Source organism: Hamadaea tsunoensis DSM 44101, assembly GCF_000428945.1.
GTDB lineage: Bacteria > Actinomycetota > Actinomycetes > Mycobacteriales > Micromonosporaceae > Hamadaea > Hamadaea tsunoensis.
The window spans coordinates 1-21450 of sequence record NZ_AUAX01000004.1; the positions used below are offsets into that span (position 1 = coordinate 1).

General features: G+C 68.8%; 15 protein-coding genes. 6 read left to right on the plus strand and 9 right to left on the minus strand.

Annotation, left to right across the window (positions count from 1 at the left end):
• On the plus strand, positions 1–1353 hold a 1353-nt coding region (locus tag G401_RS0107545; protein WP_027342024.1), incomplete at its 5' end, for an arabinofuranosidase catalytic domain-containing protein.
• A gap of 42 nt (positions 1354–1395) precedes the next feature.
• Here the strand turns inward: G401_RS0107545 and G401_RS0107550 are convergent.
• Positions 1396–2412 (minus strand): LacI family DNA-binding transcriptional regulator, encoded by a 1017-nt coding sequence (locus G401_RS0107550; protein ID WP_027342025.1) that lies wholly within the window; start codon positions 2410–2412, stop codon positions 1396–1398.
• A 245-nt stretch (positions 2413–2657) separates the two neighbouring features.
• Between G401_RS0107550 and G401_RS0107555 the strand changes: the two genes are divergently transcribed.
• The 4 genes from G401_RS0107555 to G401_RS0107570 are packed head-to-tail and all read left to right on the plus strand — an operon-like array spanning position 2658 to position 7465.
• Positions 2658–3911: a sugar ABC transporter substrate-binding protein gene (locus G401_RS0107555; protein ID WP_027342026.1), complete on the plus strand. Its 1254-nt coding sequence runs from the start codon at positions 2658–2660 to the stop codon at positions 3909–3911.
• An 11-nt stretch (positions 3912–3922) separates the two neighbouring features.
• Entirely contained in the window at positions 3923–4900 is a 978-nt protein-coding gene (locus G401_RS0107560; protein ID WP_027342027.1) for a carbohydrate ABC transporter permease, read from the plus strand.
• Positions 4897–5715, plus strand: coding sequence for a carbohydrate ABC transporter permease (locus tag G401_RS0107565; RefSeq protein WP_027342028.1), 819 nt, complete (start codon positions 4897–4899; stop codon positions 5713–5715). The genes G401_RS0107560 and G401_RS0107565 overlap by 4 nt, the downstream gene beginning before the upstream one ends.
• Positions 5716–5740: 25 nt before the next feature.
• Complete coding sequence (locus tag G401_RS0107570) at positions 5741–7465, plus strand: amylo-alpha-1,6-glucosidase (RefSeq protein ID WP_027342029.1); 1725 nt, start codon at positions 5741–5743, stop codon at positions 7463–7465.
• Here the strand turns inward: G401_RS0107570 and G401_RS0107575 are convergent.
• From G401_RS0107575 to G401_RS0107590, 5 genes are all read right to left on the minus strand, one after another.
• On the minus strand, positions 7438–8442 hold the full coding sequence (locus G401_RS0107575; RefSeq protein ID WP_027342030.1) for a LacI family DNA-binding transcriptional regulator: 1005 nt from the start codon (positions 8440–8442) through the stop codon (positions 7438–7440). The genes G401_RS0107570 and G401_RS0107575 overlap by 28 nt on opposite strands.
• Positions 8443–8555: 113 nt before the next feature.
• Positions 8556–10019 carry a non-reducing end alpha-L-arabinofuranosidase family hydrolase gene (locus G401_RS0107580; RefSeq protein ID WP_027342031.1) on the minus strand — a complete coding sequence of 488 codons (1464 nt, stop codon included), beginning with the start codon at positions 10017–10019 and terminating at the stop codon, positions 8556–8558.
• A gap of 68 nt (positions 10020–10087) precedes the next feature.
• Complete coding sequence (locus tag G401_RS58255) at positions 10088–10210, minus strand: hypothetical protein (protein ID WP_281174145.1); 123 nt, start codon at positions 10208–10210, stop codon at positions 10088–10090.
• Positions 10211–10560: 350 nt separating this feature from the next.
• Complete coding sequence (locus tag G401_RS0107585; protein WP_051366424.1) at positions 10561–12069, minus strand: endo-1,4-beta-xylanase; 1509 nt, start codon at positions 12067–12069, stop codon at positions 10561–10563.
• Between the two features lie 371 nt (positions 12070–12440).
• Complete coding sequence (locus G401_RS0107590) at positions 12441–13385, minus strand: PaaX family transcriptional regulator (RefSeq protein WP_027342033.1); 945 nt, start codon at positions 13383–13385, stop codon at positions 12441–12443.
• Between the two features lie 270 nt (positions 13386–13655).
• On the opposite strand from G401_RS0107590, the gene G401_RS0107595 reads away from it, so the two are divergent.
• Complete coding sequence (locus G401_RS0107595; RefSeq protein ID WP_051366332.1) at positions 13656–14963, plus strand: cellulose binding domain-containing protein; 1308 nt, start codon at positions 13656–13658, stop codon at positions 14961–14963.
• A gap of 348 nt (positions 14964–15311) precedes the next feature.
• Here G401_RS0107595 and G401_RS0107600 read toward each other — a convergent pair whose 3' ends face one another.
• The 3 genes from G401_RS0107600 to G401_RS0107610 all read right to left on the minus strand — a co-directional run bounded on the left by G401_RS0107600 (position 15312) and on the right by G401_RS0107610 (position 21377).
• Positions 15312–17150 (minus strand): family 43 glycosylhydrolase, encoded by a 1839-nt coding sequence (locus G401_RS0107600; protein ID WP_051366333.1) that lies wholly within the window; start codon positions 17148–17150, stop codon positions 15312–15314.
• A 32-nt stretch (positions 17151–17182) separates the two neighbouring features.
• Positions 17183–19213: a family 43 glycosylhydrolase gene (locus G401_RS0107605; protein WP_027342036.1), complete on the minus strand. Its 2031-nt coding sequence runs from the start codon at positions 19211–19213 to the stop codon at positions 17183–17185.
• A gap of 172 nt (positions 19214–19385) precedes the next feature.
• A complete protein-coding gene (locus G401_RS0107610) occupies positions 19386–21377 on the minus strand; it encodes an alpha-L-fucosidase (protein WP_027342037.1) in 1992 nt (663 codons plus the stop codon).
• Positions 21378–21450 lie beyond the last annotated feature (73 nt).

A 21450-nucleotide genomic window follows, 5' to 3' on the forward strand; every position in this document is an offset into this window, starting at 1 on the left:
TGCGACATCTACGCCGCCGGTGGTACGCCGTGCGTGGCCGCGCACAGCACGACCCGGGCGTTGTACGCCGCCTACGGCGGTGCCCTGTACCAGATACGCCGGTCGTCGGACAACACCACGCGCGACATCGGCGTACTGAGCACCGGCGGGGTGGCCAACGCCGCCGCGCAGGACTCGTTCTGCGCGAACACGACGTGCCTGATCACGATCATCTACGACCAGTCCGGCCGGGGCAACCACCTCACCCAGGCCCCGCCGGGCGGGTTCAGCGGCCCGGCCGCAGGCGGCTACGACAACCTCGCCAACGCCACCGCCGCACCCACCACCCTCAACGGCCAGAAGGCGTACGGCGTCTACGTCGCGGCCGGCACCGGCTACCGCAACAACAACACCAACGGCATCGCCAAAGGCGACCAGCCCGAAGGCATGTACGCCATCTTCGACGGCACCCACTACAACGGCGGCTGCTGCTTCGACTACGGCAACGCCGAGACCAACAGCCGCGACAACGGCAACGGCACCATGGAAGCCATCTACTTCGGCAACATCAAAGTCTGGGGCTACGGCACCGGCAACGGCCCATGGATCATGGCCGACCTGGAAAACGGCCTCTACTCCGGCGTCAACGCCGGCTACAACGCCAACGACCCGACCGTCAACTACCGCTACACCACCGCGATCGTCAAAGGCGAAGCCAACCACTGGTCGATCCGCGGCGGCAACTCCCAGTCCGGCAACCTGTCCACCTTCTACAACGGCGCCCGCCCCAACGTCTCGGGCTACAACCCGATGAAGAAGGAAGGCGCCATCATCCTCGGCATCGGCGGCGACAACAGCCACGGCGCCACCGGCACCTTCTACGAAGGCGTCATGACCTCCGGCTACCCCACCGACACCACCGAAAACGCCGTCCAAGCCAACATCGTCGCCGCCGGGTACGCGGCGTCCGGCGGGGGCGGCACGCAGGACCAGGAGATCGTGGGTGGACAGTCGGGCCGCTGCGTGGACGTGCCGAACGGATCGACGACGAACGGCACCCAGGCGCAGCTGTACGACTGCTGGGGCGGCACCATGCAGCGCTGGACCTACACCAGCGGCAAGCAGCTGACCGTGTTCGGCAACAAGTGCCTGGACGTTTCCGGCCAGGGCACCGCCAACGGCACGGCAGTCATCATCTGGGACTGCAACGGCCAGACCAACCAGCAGTGGAACGTCAACTCCAACGGCACCGTCACCGGCGTACAGTCCGGCCTGTGTCTCGACGCCAACGGCGCCGCGACCGCGAACGGCACGAAGATCATCGTTTGGGCCTGCAACGGCGGATCCAACCAGCAATGGAGCCTGCGCAGCTGATCGGCACGGGGCCCCGGATCGCCGATCCGGGGCCCTGCGAAATCATCGCCGTACGCGAACGGGGCCGGTGCTCGACCGTAGGGAGACGGCCGGGGCCAGCAGCAGTTGCCGCGGCGGTGCCTCCGGCGTGGCGATGCTCGTGGCGAGAAGCTGTACGGCCTGCGCGCCCATCTCGATCGCCGGAACGTCGGCGGCGGTCAACGGCGGCCGGAAGTTCTCGGCCCAATGCGACGCGGCGACTCCGGTCACGGAGAAGTCGCGCGGAATGGCCAGCCCCGCGGTCTCCAAGGCGCGCTGGATGCCCGGCAGCGCGGCCTCGTTGATCGTCGCCACCGCCGTCACTTCGGGATGCTCGCGCAGGATCGCGCGTATGCACGCCTCGCCGGCAAGGGTGTCGTCGGCACAGCAGTAGTCCACACCGGTGAGCCCCCGTTCGGCGACGGCCTCGGCGAAACCGGCGAGGGCACGGTGGCCCGGCCCGTATCCGGCCGCGACCAGTTCGGCGGAGCGGTTGATCAGAGCGACGTCGCGGTGCCCGAGATCGGCCAGATGGTGCACGCAGCGAGCGATCAGCGTCGCGTAGTCGACGTCCACCCACCACATGCCGTCCGAGCGCGCGGTACGCCCGATGCCGACGAACGGCAGGCCCGCCTGCTGCAGGCGCGTGACCCGGGCGTCCTCGAGACGAATCTCCATGAGTATCACGCCGTCGACCCGCCGGCCGGTGATGACGCGTTCGAACGAGCGGTCGTGGTCGCCGCCCGACGGTGACAGAAGCACGTCGAGGTCGGCCCGGGCGGCGGCGTCGACGACGCTGGCGACGAAGTCGAGTTGCATGTCGGTCAGGCGGCTGCTGGCCGGCGGAATGACGAGTCCCAGCGTGCGCGTACGCCCCTCTTTGAGGGCCCGGGCGTTGGCGTTGGGCTGGTAGTCCAGTTCGTCGATGACGTCCAGGATGCGGCGGCGCGTCGTCTCCGAGACCGGCCGCTTGCCGCTCAGCGTGTAGGACACGGTGCTGCGCGACACGCCTGCCCGCCGGGCGATCTCCCCGATGTTCATGGCTTTTCTCCCTCGGACCGTGCCTGCCCGTCCTGTCGCGGGGTGAGCGATCGTCGAACCGGTTCCGCAAGGCTATCCGCCTGACGGCGGCCGAGTCCAGGATGGAACCGTTGACGAGGGAGCGAAACAGGCCTATGTTCGATCGAATCGATTCCGCGAATCGATTCGACGCCTCGCGGCACCGGCCCGCCATCCCGCCGCGGCACATCGACAGCCCAGCTCAACGGTTTCTGAAGGGATGCACTGTGAACCCATCGGCAACGCGACGGCGCGCGATCGGTATCGCGCTGGTCGCCCTTGTCACGGCCGGCGCGCTGGCCGCCTGCTCGTCGTCAGACGCCAAGACCGGCGACGCGGCCGGCGGCACCTACGTGATCTGGGACCCGTACCCCCAGTTCGACGACTCCTCGGCCTGGGTCAAGCTGCTGGGCGACTGCGGCACGAAAGCCGGCGTCGTGGTCAAGCGCACGGCGTTCGACACCACGGATCTGACCAGCAAGACCCTGCTGGCAGCCCAGCAGGGCAACGCACCCGACGTACTCATCGTCGACAACCCCGTGGTCTCCACGCTCGCCGAAGCCGGCGTACTCACCAGCAGCGACGAGATCCGGCTCGACACCTCGGCGATCGACCCGAACCTCCTCGGCGCCGGGCAGATCGCGGGCAAGGCCTACGGGATCCCGATCGGCGCCAACACGCTGGCCCTCTACTACAACAAGAGCGTCCTGGCGGCCGCGGGCGTCGACATCACCTCCGTGAAGGACTGGGCGTCGCTGACGGCCGCCCTCGCCAAGGTGAAGGCCGCCGGCAAGAAGGGCATCACCTTCTCGGCGATCGGCACCGAGGAGGGAAGCTTCCAGTTCCTGCCCTGGTTCTGGGGCTCGGGCGCCGACCTCACCAAGCTCGACTCGCCCGAGGCCGTCAGCGCGCTGTCCCTGTGGACGGACTGGCTCAAGCAGGGCTACGCCCCGAACTCCGTCATCAACAACACCCAGACCACCAGCTGGCAGGAGTTCGCCACCGGTCAGTTCGCCTTCGCCGAGAACGGGACGTGGCAGCGGGCCAACGCTGCGAAGGCCGGTTTCGGGTACGGCATCATCGCGGTACCCGCCCGCGACGGCGGCACCGCCGCTGCGCCCACCGGCGGAGAGTTCGTCACCGTCCCGGTACAGAAGACCACCGCCCGGTACGCGATCTCGCAGAAACTGGTCGCCTGCCTCACCGACACCGACAACTCGCTGGCCACGACGACGACGTTGTCCTACATCGCCCCGACGGCGGCGGTACAGGCAAAGCAGGTGGCCGCCGCCCCGGATCTCGCGGTGTGGGTGAGCGCGGTGAAGGCGGCCAAGGGCCGCACCGGCGACAACCTCGGCACCAAGTACCCCAAGATCTCCCAGCCGTTGTGGACGGCGGTGCAGGCCGCGCTCAGTGGATCGGCGAATCCCGCGGCCGCGTTGTCCACCGCGCAGGCCGCGGCGGCCGCCGCCACGAAGTGATCGTGCGTTTCATGAGCCAACGGACACGGGCCGCCGACCGGCCGTCTGTTCGCCGTCCGGGCGAGAACGCGGGCGCGTTCTCGCCCAGGCCACGGCCCGTCCGCCGGGCACGCTCCGAGCAGTGGGCGGCGTGGGCGTTCCTCGTCCCGGTCGCGGTCTACCTGCTGGCGTTCTTCGCCTACCCGCTTTACCGCAACGTGGAGCTCAGCCTGCGTGACTACACCGTCCGCTCGTTCGTGCACGGCGGCGCGAAGTTCACCGGCCTCGGCAACTACGCGAAGATCCTGAAGGATCCGGCCTTCGTGCCGGCGCTGACCCACACGATCGTGTTCACGCTTGTGTCGCTGGCGTTCCAGTTCACCATCGGCCTGGCGCTCGCGGTCTTCTTCGCCCGGGCGTTCCCCCTGTCGGCGACGCTGCGCGCGCTGTTCCTGGTGCCCTGGCTGCTGCCGCTGATCGTGTCCGCGTCGACGTGGTCATGGGTGCTGAACACGGACTCGGGCGTCGCCAACGCGGTCCTGCAGCAGATCGGCATCCCGCCGGTCACCTGGCTGACGTCGCCCACCTGGTCGCTCGTCTCAGTGATCATCGCCAACATCTGGATCGGCATCCCGTTCAACCTGGTGGTGCTCCACAGCGGACTGCAGTCGATCCCCGGCCAGCTCTACGAGGCCGCCCAGATCGACGGTGCCGGCGGCTGGCAGCAGTTCTGGCGCATCACCTTCCCCCTGCTGCGCCCGGTCTCCGCGATCACCCTGCTCCTCGGCCTGGTGTACACGCTGAAGGTCTTCGACATCATCTGGATCATGACCAGGGGTGGACCGACCGGCTCGTCGGCGACCCTCGCCACCTGGTCCTACCAGCTCAGCTTCGGCAACCTGCTGCCGGCGTTCGGCCCCGGCGCGGCGGTCGGCAACCTGCTGATCCTCATGGCGTCGGCGGCGGGCCTGGTCTACATCCGCGTCCAGAAGCGGCAGTACCAGCCATGACCCCGCGACGCAGCCTGCTCAAGACCCTGATCGCGCTCGTACTCACCGGGATCATGCTGTTCCCGGTCTACTGGATGGTCAACGTATCGTTCACCCGCCCACGAGACATGCGCAAAGCGCCGCCGAACTGGCTCCCGATCGGCGGAACCCTGGACGGGTACCGGTCCGTTCTGCACGACCAGCTGCCCTACCTCGGCACCAGCTTGGCGGTGGGGCTCGGGACCGTCGCGCTCACCGTGGCGATCTCGGCGCCGGCGGCGTACGCCCTGGCGAAACTCGCTCCGCGCGGCGGCGGCGTGCTCAGCTTCCTGCTGCTCATGGCTCAGATGATTCCCGGGATCATCATGGCGATGGGCTTTTACGCCGGCTATCTGGAGCTCGGACTGCTCAACACCGTCGGCGGTCTGATCGTGGCGGACTCGACCATCGCCGTACCCTTCGCGGTTCTGATCTTCACCGCGTTCATGCGCGCCATCCCCGACGAGCTCCTCCAAGCCGCCAAGACCGACGGCGCGGGCGTACTGCGGATCTTCTGGTCCGTCGTCATGCCGGTCAGCCGCAACGCCGTCGTCACCGTGTCCCTCTTCGCATTCCTGTGGGCCTGGTCGGACTTCGTCTACGCCAGCACGCTGGACAGCGGCGGGGCCGCACGCCCGATCACCCTGGGCATCTACCACTACATCGGCAACAACAACCAGGAATGGAACGCCGTCATGGCCACCGCGGTCGTCGCATCCCTGCCGGCCACCGTCCTACTGATCATCGCTCAACGCTATGTCGCCGCCGGGGTGATCTCCGGTGCGGTCAAGGACTGACACCGGCTCGGAAGGAGAGCACCACATGACCGCCCCGCCGCAGGATCCCACCTTCTCGGTACGCGAGATCCCGTTCAGCTACTTCGGATCGTGGTTCGACGTCTCACCCGTGATCGGACACCACGCGTACGCCGAGGACCTGCACCTGGTCTCCCACCAGACCGGACTGCACCCGATCCTGCGCTTCGTTGCGACCGACGGCCGCACCCGCGTCGACGCGGCGATCTCAGCCACTCCGGACCTGCTGGCCTGGACAGCGGCAACCGGAACCGTGGAACTGGTCTACCAGGACGCCGAGACGATCCGCGTACGCAGCCAGGGGCTCGGCCTGCGCATCGAGGCGGCCGCCGCCACCCTGACCCCGTTCAGCGGCACCTACCTCTACCGCGACCCGGCCGACGGGGCATACGTGTTCACCGTCTACGAGACCGGGCGGCGCTACAGGATCACCGTCCTGGCGGGAACACCACTCGTCCTGGGCGAGCAGTCGCTCGGAGCCGCCGAACGGTGCCTGGCCCTGCCCGCCGGCGAGGGCTGGGAGATCGCGATCGAGGAGTACGAAGGCGCCCGGCCGCCGTTCACCGACGACACGTCCTTCGCCCAGGCGCGCAGTGCCACCCGCGCGTCGTTCCTGCGGTTCGCCGATCAGGTGGCGCCGTGGCGTTCGGCGGAAACGCCGGCGGCCGAACTGGCGGCCTACGTGCTCTGGTCGGCGACGGTACGCCCAGCGGGCTTTCTCGGCCGGCCCGCGGTCCTCATGTCCAAGCACTGGATGGACAAAGTCTGGAGCTGGGACCACTGCTTCAACGCCATCGCCCTCGCCGACGGCCACCCGCAGCTGGCCGGCGACCAGTTCATGCTGCCGTTCGATCACCAGGACGCCGGCGGGGCGCTGCCCGACTCGGTGACGCACTCGGAGATCCTCTACAACTTCGTCAAGCCCCCGGTCCACGGGTGGGCCCTCGGCCACCTGCGCCGCCGGCTGCCCGCGACGGCGCCGTGGGAGCCGGCGGAGATCTACCGGCGCCTGCGCGCATGGACCCGGTTCTGGCTCGACTTCCGCCGGGCGCCAGGCCAATTGCTGCCGCACTACCAGCACGGCAACGACAGCGGCTGGGACAACGCGACGACCTTCGACCGCCGGCGCGTCGTCCAGACCGCCGACCTCGCGGCGCTTCTCGTCCTGCAACTGCGGGAGCTGGCCGTGCTCGCCGAGGAGTTGGCGCGGCCGGACGAGGCCGACCTGTGGACGCGGACCGCGGAGCAGATCCGCCAGGCGATGCTCGACGAACTGTGGGCCGTCGACCGGTTCGCCGCCCGCAGCCCCGCCACCGCCGAGGTATGGACCAGTGACAGCCTGCTGGACCTCATGCCCATCGTGCTCGGCGCCGACCTGCCCGCCGACGTCGCCGCCGGGCTCGCCGCACGCGTCGAAACACACCTATCCGAGTACGGGCTGGCGACCGAACTGCCGTCATCGCAGCACTACCAGTCCGACGGCTACTGGCGCGGGCCGATCTGGGCGCCCGCGACGGTTCTGATCGAGGACGGACTACGCCGGGCCGGGTACAGCGCCTTGGCTGACAAGATCAGTGCCCGGTTCCGATCGCTCTGTGAGAAGTCCGGGTTCGCTGAGAACTTCGACGCCCACACCGGAGCCGGTCTGCGCGACCGTGCGTACACCTGGACCGCCAGCTGCTATCTGATCCTTGCCGCGGCGCGTCAGACGTCTCGCCGCGCAGTGTCCTGACGAGCGGCGACGCTGGCGCGGGTCACGAGCCGGGGCGGGATGGTCTCCCGGCGGCTGGGGCGTGTGCCGGCGCGTACCTGGTCGAGCAGTAGTTCCAGGGCCGTTGCGGCGACGGCGTCGAAATCGGGCCGCATCGTGGTCAGCGGCGGAATGTAGTACCCGGCCTCGGGTACGTCGTCGAAGCCGACGAGGCTGACATCGTGCGGCACGGTGCGTCCGCGTTCGTGCAGTGCCCGCAGGACGCCGAGGGCGAGGTGGTCGTTGGCGGCGAAGACGGCTGTGACTTCATCGAGCCGGGCCAGGAGCTGGCCGGCCCGGTAGCCGGCGGCGGCCGACCAGTCCGCGGAGATGACGGGCGGGATCTCGGCGCCGGCCTCGGTGAGGGCCCGTCGCCAGCCGGCGATGCGGCCGCGGCTGTCGAGCCAGTCCGGCGGACCGGCGACGTGCCAGACGGTGGGGTGCCCGGCGTCGAGCAGGTGGTTGGTGGCGGTGTATCCGCCGTCCTCCTGATCGACGGCGACGACGGCACCGCTGAAGCGATGATCACCGTCGATGCATACCAGAGGGATCTGGTACGAGAACTTGATCAGGAGTTCCGTGGCCCGCCGGAAGGGCGCGATCACGACCAGGCCGACCACGCGCTGATCCAGGTGCCGGTTGACCGCTTCCTGCAGCCGGACGGGGTCGAGTCCCGCCACGTGCTCCACGCTGACGGCGTACCCGGCGCCGACTGCGGCCCGGGTGAACGCGGCCAGAGCGGCGGCCGGTCCGTGGAGCGTGGCGCTCTGCGAGATCACGCCCACGACGTTGGATCTGCCCGTGACCAGGGCACGGGCGGCCTTGTTGGGACGGTAGCCCAGTTCCGTGACGGCTTCGAGGACCCTCGACCGGGTGCGCTGGGAGACGTAGGGATACCCGTTGAGCACCCGCGAGACCGTCTGATGGGAGACCCCGGCGAGCCTGGCCACGTCCGTCATCGCCGGCTCGCCGCTCGCCTTGGCCAACGCGTCCTCCTGCGGTCGCATGTCGGGCTCGAACGGGGAGTGCTTGACGGGGCCGGGAGGCGGATGCGGCCCCGTCAAGCGCCCGGCTACCGCTGAAGGGTCAGTACGCCGGGACGGTAGGGGAGCAGACCGTAGTCGCCGCCGGAGCTGGGGCTGCGGCCCTGGTAGAGCAGTTGGAGGTTGCAGGGGTCGATGGTCATGGTCTGGTCGGGGTTGTTACGGACGAGGTCGCCGTGGCTGATGTCGTTGGTCCAGGTGGCGCCGCTGTTGGCCTTGCCGGCGAAGGGGTTGCCCTCGGTGGCGGCCTGCGCGGTCCAGGATCCGCTGAGGCTGGTGGCGGTGAAGGAGCGGAAGTAGCGGCCGTTGGCGCCGATCGCCTCGACGATCATGAGGTACAGGTTCTGGTTCTGGACCTTGTAGACCTGGACGGCCTCGAAGAGGTTGTTGGTGCTGTCGCTGAGGACCACGGTCGAGGCGGTGCCGAAGTTGCCGGGGAAGTTGCCGATGGGCTGGCTGGCCCGGTAGATCTTTCCGTTGTCGCCGGCGAAGAACAGGTACATGTTCGAGCTGTCGCCGATCAGGGTCTGGTCGATGGGGCCGGTGCCGGAGCCGGAGATGCTTCCGGAGAACAGCGCGCTGGGCGACGACCAGCCGTTGGCGTTGGTGGGGTCGCTGGCCGTGCGGTAGACGAACGCGGTCGCACCCCACTGGTACGCGAGCACCCAGGTGTTCTTCGGCGCGAAGTAGAACAGCGTCGGCGCGACCGTCGACGACGACATGCCGGTCTGGGTCGCCGAGGCCATGTCCGACCAGTTGGTGAAGAGGCTGAAGTTCATCGAGCCCCAGGTCGATCCGTTGTCGTGGGTGGTGGCGTACACGAGGTGCTTGCCGTTGTAGACGACGTTGGTGAAGTCTTTGAGCGACGCCCATCCCGACTTGGGGGTCGCCAGCGCGCCGGTCGACGTCCATCGGTAGGTCGACGGGAGTGTGCAGGTTCCGCTGCCGGTGTTGTTGACCAGTGAGGCGTCGTCGACGTAGAGGCTGTCGGTGCCGGCCGCGGTTTCGATGTAGAGGGTCGCGGAGGACAGCGTTCCGGTCCACGACACCGTGGCCGTGCCGGTCAGCTGGGTCCACGCCGACGTGTTCACCGCGGCCTGGGCGAGGCTGATGTAGTTCGTCGTGCCGTTGGCCGTCACCTGCAGGGTCAACTTGGCCGTGGGGGTGCCGCTCTGGGTGCGTACCCAGGCGGCCGCGGTGAAGCTGGCGCCGTTGGCCAGTACCGACGTCACGCCCTGACCCGGCCCGTTCCACGATGCGGTGCGGCCGGTGTACGCCAGGGAGTGCGTACCACCGTGGACAGTGCTCGTGTTCGAGGCGGCGGTGCCGGCGCCGAACGACGACCAGCCGGTGGTGCCGCTCTCCATGTCCGCGTTGGTCAGCAGATTGCCGCTGGCGGCGACGGCGGGGGAGGTGGCGGCCGACACCGCGCCGAGCGAGGCCAGCGTCAGGGCGAGGGCGACCCCGACTCTGACGATCTTTCTGGTGTTCATTGTCGAACTCCTTCGTGGGGACGGGCGGGCCTGTCGGCGGCGACAGGCCCCGGACGAGAGGGGCGGGTTCAACTCCACGGGGCGGGGACGAGCCGCCTGCCGTCGTGCGTCCACGAACCGGTGGCTTCCCAGGCAGTGCGGCCCCGGTCAGTGGCCAGGTACGCCAGGCGTACCGGTGAGACATTCGCCATGATCGTCAAATGTGAACGTTAACATAACTGCTCGGAATTGAATGCGCAACGATGGAATGCTGCGGATGTCTTGTACGGAAAACTGTTATGCCGGCCGCTCATCGCAAGCCGCAAAGGCAAGCCGGACACCATCTCGCCGCCCGGGGCGCATTCGGACCAGGCTTCTGATCGTGCCACTGGGGTGGCAGCGACGGGCGCGCCAATTGTTATCGTTAACAATTGGCGTTGGCTGCCGGCGATCCGTGGATCGTGCGGCCCGACCGCGATTCGCGAAGAGGACCGTCATGACCAGCAGGCGGCCCTCTTCGCGTGCGGCGGCAGCCGACCGGCTGCCGGATCGCGCCGAGTTCTTACAGAGCGGCGAGCCGGAACTGCTGGTTGGCCTGGCCGCTGCAGTCGTAGATCTGGACCTGGGCGCCGTTGGCGGTGCTCCAGACGTCGATGCAGCGTCCGGACTGGACCCCGGTGATCGTGCCGTTGGAGTTGACGTTCCACTGCTGGTTGGTCTGGCCGTTGCAGCTGTAGATCTGAACGGCGGAGCCGTTGCCCGAGCCGGCCGCGTCCAGGCACATCGAGCCGTACACCTGCAGCTGGCGGCTGGCGGTGTAGGTCCACTGCTGGTTGGTCAGCCCGTGGCAGTCGTAGAGCTGCACCCGCGTCCCGTTGTTGTGAGACGAGTTGGGTACGTCGATGCACCGGCCCGACTGCGAACCCACGATCTTGCTCGCGCCGCCGGTCGACGGTGTGGGCGAGGCGGACGGCGAGGACGAGGTGGACGGTGCGGGCGAGGAGCTGGACGCGCTGGGGGAGGGGCCCGGCCCGGCGGCGTTGAGCGCGTTGAGGACCGAGGAGTAGGCGGCCTTCGCCTGGCCGCTGCCGTTGAACAGCAGCGGGCTCTCGCTCGACCGCCAGGAGTCGCTGTCGCGTACGCCCCACACCGTGATGCCCACGCAGCGCGAGACGTTCATGCAGGCCTGGGTGAGGCCGGCGTACTGGCTGGTGGAGGCGTTGGTGACGTCGACCTCGGTGAGCGCGACGTCGACGCCGAGGGCGGCGAAGCTCGACAGCGTCGTCTGGAAGTTGCCCGGCAGCGAGCTGCCGCCGGTGAAGTGCGTCTGCAGGCCCACGCAGTCGATCGGGACGCCGCGCGACTTGAAGTCGCGGATCATGTTGTAGACGCCCTGGGTCTTGGCGTAGCTCCAGTTCTCGATGTTGTAGTCGTTGTAGCAGAGCTTGACCGACGGGTCGGCCGCGCGGGCGGTGCGGAAGGCGACCTCGATCCAGTCGTTGCCGGTGCCCTGGAGATTGGACTGCCGGCGGCTGCCGTCCTCGTTGAACGCTTCGTTCACGACGTCCCAGTAGGCGAGCTTGCCCTTGTAGTGGGCCATGACGCCGTTGATGTGGTCGATCATCGCCTGGCGCAGCGTGCTGCCGCTGAGGCTCTGCATCCAGCCGGGCTGCTGGGAGTGCCAGGCGAGGGTGTGGCCGCGGACCTTCATGCCGCGCTGGGTGGCCCAGTTGTAGATCTGGTCGGCGTTGCCGAAGCTGAACTGGCCCCGCTGAGGTTCGGTGGCGTCGATCTTCATCTCGTTCTCGGGCGTCACCATGTTGAACTCGCGGGCGGCGATCGTGGTGTACGCCGAGTCGCCGAGCTTGCCGGCGGCGATGGCGGTGCCGAAGTACCTGCCCGACTGGGCGGCGGCGGCGCCGAGGGTGCTCGCCGCGGCGTTCGCGTCCGGGATGACGAACATGGCCGTCAGGGCCGCGACTGCGGTGGTGGCACCGATGAGCAAGGCCGTGCGCAGCGGTCTGCGGGTCGCTCGGTCTTCGCCACGATGCGCAGGGGGACGCGCTGTCATCATGGGCTCCTTTCGATATCCGGCGCCACGGCTCGACGGATCGACCGCGCGGCGCCGCATGGGCGGGCATCGATACCGAGGCATGCTGCCATGCTCCGGGGCGACTCCGCAATGACATCTTCCGAACTTCTTCCGGAAATACTTCCAGGAGGGTCGGTGCGGTCGATGGTGAAGTCGGGGCAAAGCGTCGAGGTGCGCCGGACGAAGCTCCAGCTCAGGTCAAAGGTCGTGGAGCTGGCAGGGAGGGAGATTGCCTACGCCAAGCCGTCCGGTCACCGCCGGCCAGATCGGATCCTCACAGGATCCACCGGAAGTTTCGGAGCAATATCGGAACGCAGTTCGGGCTTACGGCTGCCATGGCCGACCGGAACTCAGCGAGCCGCCAAGGCTGCCACGGATTGTGCGCGGATCCCGGCCGCCGTTTCCGAGGCAGCCTGCGCTACCGTCGCCCGGACGTGCTTCTCGGCCGGCTCGGCCAACCCGTCGTAGACGGCGATGAACAGCTCCCGGGCCCGTGCGCGCGGCCAGCCGGCCGGCAGCAGCTCGGTGGGCAACTGCGGATCGAGCAACGGTATCCGCCGGTAGGAGTCCATGATCTGCGTACGGGCCCGGACCGCGGCGGCCCCGGTGACCTGCCGGCGGCGTACGCGCGTCAGCAGGGGCCGCCATTGCCGTTCGAAGTCCTCGTAGTGCCCGGCGATGGCAACGACGTCCCACGCGTCGACCGGGCTGCGGCCGCCCGCGGCCGCCAGGTCCACATGGCCGGCCCGGAAGACGGTCATCGACCCGAAGGCGACGGCGGACAGGCGGCCCTCGACCATCGTATTCCAGCTGTCCGGCGACACCCAGAGACCGTCGTAGAGCGGCGCGAAACCCAGCCATCGCAGCTGCGCGCGCAGCGACCGTCGTTGAACCCTCTGCTCCTCGGGCAGCGAGAAGGCGACGAGCGTCCAGCATCCGTCCCACACCCGGGCCTGCTCACCGAACCGGGCGATCCAGGCACCTCCGGCCGACAGCTCGTCGGCGGCGTCGGAGGTCAGCCGGTAGGAGCTGTGCCGGCCGTCGCGGCTGCTCTCCAGGACGCCCCGGCGGGCCAGGCGGCTGATGGCGGTGCGCGCCGCGCCGCTGCTCACGCCGGATTCGACCAGTAGCGCCACGAGGGCCGCCGACGGCAGCCAGGCCCGTACCGGCAGGGTGTAGTCGGCGACGAGCGTCACCGCCAGCCCTTGCGCCGACGCGCCTTGCTGCCGGCGCGGCAGGCGCGACCCCGCTGCCACGTCGGGGAAGATCTCCTCGATCTCGAACGGACTGACCACGCCGACTCCCGCGCTGCGAGGGACCGACCCACTGCCCGGGGTCGCGCCCATGATATGCGCGAGTACGCCGCGTACCGGCAGCCCACCGAGGGACATGCGGCCAGCTGCATCCGGAGACGTCGATTGACACTTTTCGGTCCGGCGGTCAGACTACCTGACATACGCCGTCGAGGAGCCCGCCGGCGTACGCGAACGGGATCCGGTCGGCAGGCAGGCCAGGCCGGACACAAACGACCCGCAACTGCTGCCATCGAGGAAGACATGAAACGAATGATCAAGCCCGGCCGGCCCCAACGGGTGCTGGGCAGTCTGCTGGCCCTCGCGCTGGCCGGCGCCGTCCTGCTGGTACCCCGGCTGGCCGAGGCCGGACCGACGGCCGGCTGTGGCAGGACACCGACGCTGACCAACGGAACCCACTCGATCCAGAGCGGTGGCCAGAACCGCAGCTACATCCTGAGCATTCCCGGCAACTACAGCAACGCCCACCCTTATCGGCTCATCTTCGGCCTGCACTGGCTCAACGGCACGGCCAACGACGTCGCCACCGGCGGAGCCGACGGATCGGTGTGGGCCTTCTACGGCCAGAAGCAGCTGTCGAACAACAGCACGATCTTCATCGCGCCACAGGGCATAGACAACGGCTGGGCCAACACCAACGGCCGCGACATCACGCTGGTGGACGACCTCCTCAAGCTCGTCGAAGGCGACCTGTGCGTGGAGACCAGCCAGGTCTTCGCGATGGGGTGGAGCTACGGCGGAGCGATGAGCTACGCGCTGGCCTGCGCGCGGCCGGCGGTCTTCCGCGCGGTCGTCGTCTACTCCGGCGCCAACCTCAGCGGGTGCAACGGGGGCACGCAACCGGTCGCCTACTTCGGCATCCACGGCATCCACGACAGCGTCCTGAACATCTCCAACGGACGCTCCCTGCGCGACACCTTCGTTCGCGACAACGGCTGCACCGCGCAGAGCCCCCGCGAACCGTCGCAGGGAAGCCTGTCCCACATCACCACCGCCTATTCAGGATGCCGATCGGGGTATCCGGTCCAATGGGCCGCGTTCGACGGCGACCACACGCCCAGCCCCGTGGACGGCAGCACCGCCACCAGCGGATCGCGGACCTGGACCTCGGCGGAGGTGAACACGTTCCTGGCCCAGTTCACGAGCAGCCCTCCGGCCAGCAGCTCACCGTCCACCAGTCCCTCTCCCAGCAGTTCACCGTCCAGTAGCCCCTCTCCCACCAGTTCGCCGCCTATCAGTCCGTCGCCCAGCGGCTCGGTTCCGGCCGGGGCGTGCACCGCGGCGTACCGGACGGTCAACGCGTGGCCCGGCGGATTCCAGGGCGAGGTGACGGTCAGCACCGGCACCGCGCCGATCACCGGCTGGAGCGTGCAGTGGACGCTCAGCGGTGGCCAGACGATCACCCAGGTCTGGAGCGCGACGCCGTCGGCCAGCGGTTCGACCATCACGATGCGCAACGTCTCCTACAACGGCTCGCTCGGCGCCAACACCTCGACCACCTTCGGCTTCCTGGCCGACGGCAGCCCGTCGACGCCGTCGCTCACCTGCGCCGGCTCCTGAGCGGTCCAGCGCGTCGAGCACAGCCTGAAGAACTCCGCCGCGGACGACGGCACGCTTCCCGTCGACGTCCGCGGCGGATTCGCGGCAGTGTCCGCGAAAGGCGCCGGTGGAACGGCCGGCGCACCGTCGGCGCGAGCGCGTCTGCGGCCGGGCAGGGGCCTGGACGCGCTCGCGTCGGCACCAGCCGCCGCGACACCGAGCCGCCGTGTTCGGCGCCGAGGAGAGTCGACCCGCTGACGATGGCGCGCCAGGACGGGGTGACACTCCGGCTGCCGGCCGGAACACCACCCCGCCGTCGAAGGCGCTAACGCCCGCCGTCACCGCGGACGGCTCCCGCCACGGGACGGGTCACTGCATACTCACGTCGTCAATGGACAGGCCGTCGGTACCCGCCGCGGTCTCGACGTAGACCGTGGCGCCCGAAAGCGTTCCGCTCCACGACACGGTCGCGGTCCCGGACAGCTGCGTCCAGCCGGCGGAGCCGACGGCCGTCGCCGGCGTGAGCGCGACATAGGTGGTGGTGCCTCCGGCGGTCAGCGCCAGCGTCGCCTTGGCGCTGGGAGTGCCGGACTGCGTACGCACCCAGACGCTGGTGCTGTAGGACTTGCCGTTGGTCAGCTTCGTCGTGACGTCCTGACCCGGTCCGTTCCACGAGCCGGTGCGCCCGGTGATGGTCAGCGAACGGGAACCGCCGTGCGGGCCGGCAGTGTCGGACGACAACGTGCCGCTGCCGAACGGTGCCCAGCCGGTGGTGCCGTTCTCCATGTCGCCGTTGGTGATGAGGTTCCCGCCGCCCGTGGCGCCCGAGAACTGCCACCAGTTGAGGTTGAAGAGGTATCCGCTGCCGCCGGTGAACCGCAGGTACAGATCGTGGGTTCCGGTGGCCCCGCTGACGGGGCAGGTGACGGAGGCCCAGGTCTGCCAGCCGCCGGTTCCCGCGACAGTGCAGGTCCCCACGGTCGGGCCGGTCGCGCTGTCCAGGTGCAGTTCGATGCGGCCGCCGCTGTTCGCCGACGCCACCCGGGCGGTGAACGACGACGCCCCGGAGCCGAACCCGGCACCCTTGATCTTGATGTAGTCGCCGTTCTCGATCCAGCCGACGTCCATCCCGCCCTCGCCGGACGGCTCCGTCTCGACCCCGGACTCCCACGCGATGGTCTCGGCCTCCTGCCGCGTGTACGGGTTGAGGACACCGACCTGCGGCGCACCTGTGCTGGTCATGGAGATGGCCGGGATGCTGCCGTCGGCGTTGTAGGCGAACTTCTCCACCGCCACGGACCGGGTGTAACCGCCGCCGCCGGGCAGCGCGCCGTTGTGGTAGAAGAAGTACGATCCGCCGGCGAAGTCGACGAGACCCGGGTGGTTGGTGAAGCTGGAGCCCTGCGTGGGCATGACCGTGCCGCGGTAGGTCCAGGGCCCCGTCGGGCCGGTGGCCGTGGAGTAGCCGATGAACTCCGAGCAGCACGCGGCGGCGAAGACGATGTAGTACAGACCGTTGCGCTTGTAGACCCAGGGCCCCTCCTCGAACAGCGTCGGCCGGCTCGCGTTGCCGCTGCGCGTACCGAAACCGGCGGTGGTGAGCGGGATCTTCGTGGGGCTGCCCGAGTAGGAGGTCATGTCGGAGTTCAGCTTCACATACCACAGGTCCGGATTGCCCCAGTACAGGTACGCCTGCCCGTCGTCGTCGATGAACACCGTCGGGTCGATCTGGCCGTTGCTGACCAGCGGATGCCCGATCGCGTCCGTGAACGGACCGGTGGGGCTGGTGGACACCGCCACCCCGATGCCCATCTGGCCGGTCGCCCGCACGGTCATCGGCACATACCAGTAGAACTTTCCGTTGCGGTAGATCGTCTGCCCGGCCCACGCGTTGGCACTGGCCCAGGAGAAGCTGGCCAGGTTCAGCGGCGAGCCGTGGTCGGTCCAGTTCACCATGTCGGCGGACGACCAGACCCGCCACTCCTTCATGGTGAAGTAGGTCGAGTTGTCCTCGTCGTGCCCGGTGTACAGGTAGACCCGTCCGTTGTAGACGAGCGGAGCGGGGTCGGCGGTGTAGATCGTCTGAATGATCGGGTTGTCCGCCCTGGCCGCTCCGGGCAGCCCGGCCAGGGCGCACACCAGTACCACCACGGACAAGAGCAGTCGGCGTGGGGCGGCGGCGCGTACGCAGACGAGCAGCGGTCGCATGAAGATTCCTTTCCTGAGGGACGGTCGGCGGCTCACGGCGTGGTCAGGGCGAAGCTCGCGACCTTCACCGATCCGCCGAGCGACTGGGTGGCGTAGTCGAAGATGGCGAAGCGGTAGCCCATGAAGAACTGCCAGGCGTTGTTCATCGCGAACGAGGGGCCGAAGCTCGTGAAGGTCACGCCGTCGGTGCTGTAGGAGAACCGGGCGAGCCTGCCGCTGCCGGGGTGGATGTCGGCGCTCACCCGTAGCCAGATCCGCCCGCCGGCGACGTTCTGGCCGGCTGCCTCGCTGCCGGTGTTGGTGGTGTTCCAGTTGCCGTCCATGGTGATGTTGTTCTGCAGCACCAGGCGGGTGGAACCGTTGTCCCGTTTGATTCCGATCCACGCGGACTGGTCGCGCAGCATCGCGAGGCCCGCCCGATCGCCGTCCTTCATCGCCGAGTAGTCCAGCTGGATCGTCGCGGTCGAGGTCGGTCCGAGAATCCGGTGCGTGAGCGTGTTACGGGCGGCGTACAGGTCGGAGGTCACGGTCGCGGCCTGCAGGGTCAGCCCGCCGCCCGCGCTCCATTTCGTGTTGTCCGGGTTGTGGTTCCACTCCCACTCCGGGCCCAGCGCCGCGCTCGCGAAGGTGTCGACGCCCGTGGGGCCGCGCACCTCCCGCGGTGGTCGCGGCACATTCGGATAGGCGTACGCGGAGCCCCATGCTCCGTTGACGGTCTGCAGCTGCGGCCAGCCGTCGGCCGACCAGGTGACCGGGGCCAGCACCGGTACGCGCCCGCCGGGGTAGGAGTCGACGAAAGCCATGTAGTACCAGTCGCCGGCCGCGGTCTGCACGAGGCCGCCCTGGTGCGGTACCCCGCCGCCCGCGATCGGTGAGCCGATGTTGTTCAGCAGCGGCTGCATCGTGTACGGCCCGAACGGGCCGCTGGTCGACTTCAGGACGTACTCGGCGTTGGCCGGCCGGGTGACCAGGATGTAGTAAGCGCCGTTGCGCTTGTAGAACCTCGAACCCTCGATCGTGCCCACACTGGACGGTGACGTGAACACCGCCTGGCTTCGCACCTGCGACAGGCCGTCGGCCGACAGCTGGGCGACGTTGATGGTCGTGTTGCCGTACGCCACGTACATCGTGTCGTTGTCGTCGACGAGCAGACCGGCGTCGTAGTAGCAGTTGTTGATCTGGGCACGTTTCTGCCACGTGCCGTCCACGGCGGTCGCCGTGTAGACGTAGGTACGGTTGAACTCCACGCACCCGATCCAGTAGTAGGTGCCGTTGCTCCTGCGGTAGTTCATGGCCGACGCCCAGATGCCCTTGACGTACGCCCGTCCGCCGCTCAGGTTGTACGCCGACGAGCCGAAGTCGAGGTTCGGCACGGCGTGCCCGGCGTACTCCCAGTGCACGAGATCGTAGGAGCGCAGGATCGGCGCACCGGGTGAGTAGTGCATCGTGGACGCGGTGTAGTAGTAGGTGTCGCCGACCCGGAAGACGTCGGCGTCGGCGAGGTCCTCCCACAGCACGGGATTGCCGAACGTGGACGACGGCGGCCATGGTCCGGCAGTCGGACTCGTGCTCGTACTCGGGCTGGCGCTCGGGCTGGTGCTCGGACTGGCGCCGCCGCTCGGGCTGGGGCTGCTGCTGGGACTGGCGGTGCTGCTCGGGCCCGCGCTGGGGCTGGCGGTGGCGCCGGTGCAGAGGACGCCGTTGACGGCGAGGTTGGTCGGCGGCGGGTTGCCGGTGGTGAAGGCTCCGTTGAAGCCGACCGTGGTGGTCGCCGCGGTGGCCAGTGTGGCGTTGTAGTCGACGTTCTTGACCGCGACCTGGGCTCCGCTTTGCGTGTAGGTGCCGTTCCAGAGTTGGGTGATGGTCTGCCCGGCGCTGTAGGACCAGGTCAGGGTCCAACCGTTGATCGGGTCGCCGAGGTTGGTGATGTCGACGGTGGCGCCGAAGCCGCCGGGCCACGAGCTGGTGACGGTGTACGTGGCCCGACAGCCGGCCGCAGCCGCGGCCGCGGTGGTCGTGCTTGCCAGGCAGGCGGCCGCGAGCAGGGCGACCGTCGCCACCACTGCCCAAGGCGACCTGGGACGGCCTGACCTCATGTCGTCTCCTCATGAAGCTTGCGAACATTGACTTTTCGGCGGTTGTCGCCGAGCGGGCGCTCGGTGACGGACCGGGACGGGGGGCTTCGGCGGCCCGGCGGTCCTCGCCGGGCGGCAGGCACCGGAAGACCGGTACGGCTCACAGTGCGATGAGAGTCCACTGCAGATTGGTGCTCGAGTCGGGTGTCCACAGGCCGACCGCGGTTCCCGAGGGCTGCGCTCCGCGGCCGTCGAGGGCGGTGCCGGTGCCCCGGTTGACGAGCTGATACCGGCCGTTGCCCATGCTGTTGAGCTGCCATTGCTGGTTGACGCCGCCGTTCCAGGCGGCCTGCCGCACGTTGACGCCGTTGCCGGTGGCACCCCAGCTGTCGAGGACCATGCCGTTGGTGCGGTTGAGCACCCGGTAGAAGCCGCCACCGGCATCGACGAGCTGCCATTGCAGGTTGGTGCTGCCGTCCCAGGTCCACTCCTTGACCGCCGACCCCGACGCGACGCTGCCGCCGCTGTCGAGGGCAAGACCGTTGGTGACGTTCATGAGGCGTACCCAGCCGGTGGGGAGCCGGCCGCCGCTGGTCAGAGTGGGAATCTGGCCGGAGAACGTCAGCTTGACCACGTACGCGAGGGCCGTGAACGGCGCGTTGGCCGAGGGCATGCCGATATGCAGCCCGGAGCCGTCCTGCGACCGCGTGGGCAGATCGATGTAGCTGCCGGCCGTCGAGCCGAGCAACTGGACGCGCGTCAGGCTGGACAGGTCGATCCGGCCGCCGGCGAGTGTCGTGACGGTCAAGGTGCTGCCCGGCCAGCCGAGCACCGTGGCGTACAGGACCGTGTTGGCCTTGTCGCGGGTGAACCGGATGTCGGCACTGGTACCCGCCCGGGGTGTGGTGAACGAGCCGCCGCCCATCTGCGTCGGGCCTTCGCCGAACGAGGTCCAGGCCCGGGTGGCGTAGATCGATTCACCGAACCGCTTGAGGTGATCCCCGATGCCGAGCAGGACGCTGCGCTGCCCGGAGGGGATGGTGCCGTCGGCCATCGGGGCGATGTTGAGCAGCATGTTGCCGTTCTTGCTGACGCGGTCGATCAGCGAATGCACCATCGCGTTGAGCGGGTAGTAGCCGATGCCGACGGTGTAGCACCAGCTGGAGCTGGAAATGCTGTCGTCCGTCAGCCAGTACGGGGTCTGCAGCCCGGCGGGACCGCCGCGCTCGTAGTCGAACACCTCGCCCGCGTTGTCGTAGCCGTCCTTGTAGCTGGCGACGACTTCCTTGTTCCAGGACACGGCCCGGTTGTAGTAGTAGGACAGGAAGTTCAGCCGCTGCGCCTCGGTGACCCGGGTGAGGTCGAAGTCCTCCCACAGGATGTCGGGCTGGTAGCCGTCGACGACCTCGCGCAGCTTGTCGTACCACAGCTGGTTCTCCGACGTCGTGTCCAGCTGGCCGTACAGCTTCTTCAGGCTGGTCGTCGACTGGGCGGGGACGTGGTCGTAGTAGCCGTTGAAGTTGTACGCGTGATGCATCGCCACGAGCAGCTTGAGGCCCTTGCCCCGGATCGCGTCGGCGTGCAGGCGCAGCAGGTCCAGGCGCGGCCCTCGGGCCACGGAGTTCCATTCGTTGACGGTGCTGTTCCACATCGAGAAGCCGTCGTGGTGTTCGGCGACCGGGCCGGCGAACTTCGCACCGGCGTCGACGAACAGCTGCGCCCAGTCGCCGGGGTCGAACCGCCCGCCCGCCGAGACGAGCTTCGGTGCGAACTGCACGAAGTTGCCGGCCTTGTCGTTGGCTCCGTTGATGAAGTTGTGGTACGGCCATACCGAGGGATCGCCGTAGACGCTCTTGTGGTGGTTGTTCTCGTTGGAGCCGGCGATGTACAGGTTGCGGGGGTACCACTCGTTTCCGAACGCGGGGACGCTGAACGCGCCCCAGTGGTAGTAGATCCCGAACTTGGCGTCCTGGAACCATTCCGGCGCCGCCGGGTGCTGGTCGACCGACGACCAGGTCGCGTTGTACGACGCGGGGCCGGGAATCGCCGCGGCCGCGGCCGCGAGTCGCAGGGCGGACACGCCGGTGAGGGCCGTCCCGGAAAGGCCGAGGGCGGTCAGGAAGGTACGTCGGCTGTACGGCTGGGCGGGCATGGACAGACCTCCGGTCCACGGTGGATGCGAGAGCGCGTCGTCAGGAAGCCGGGGGCGGTGGGCGTACCGACGG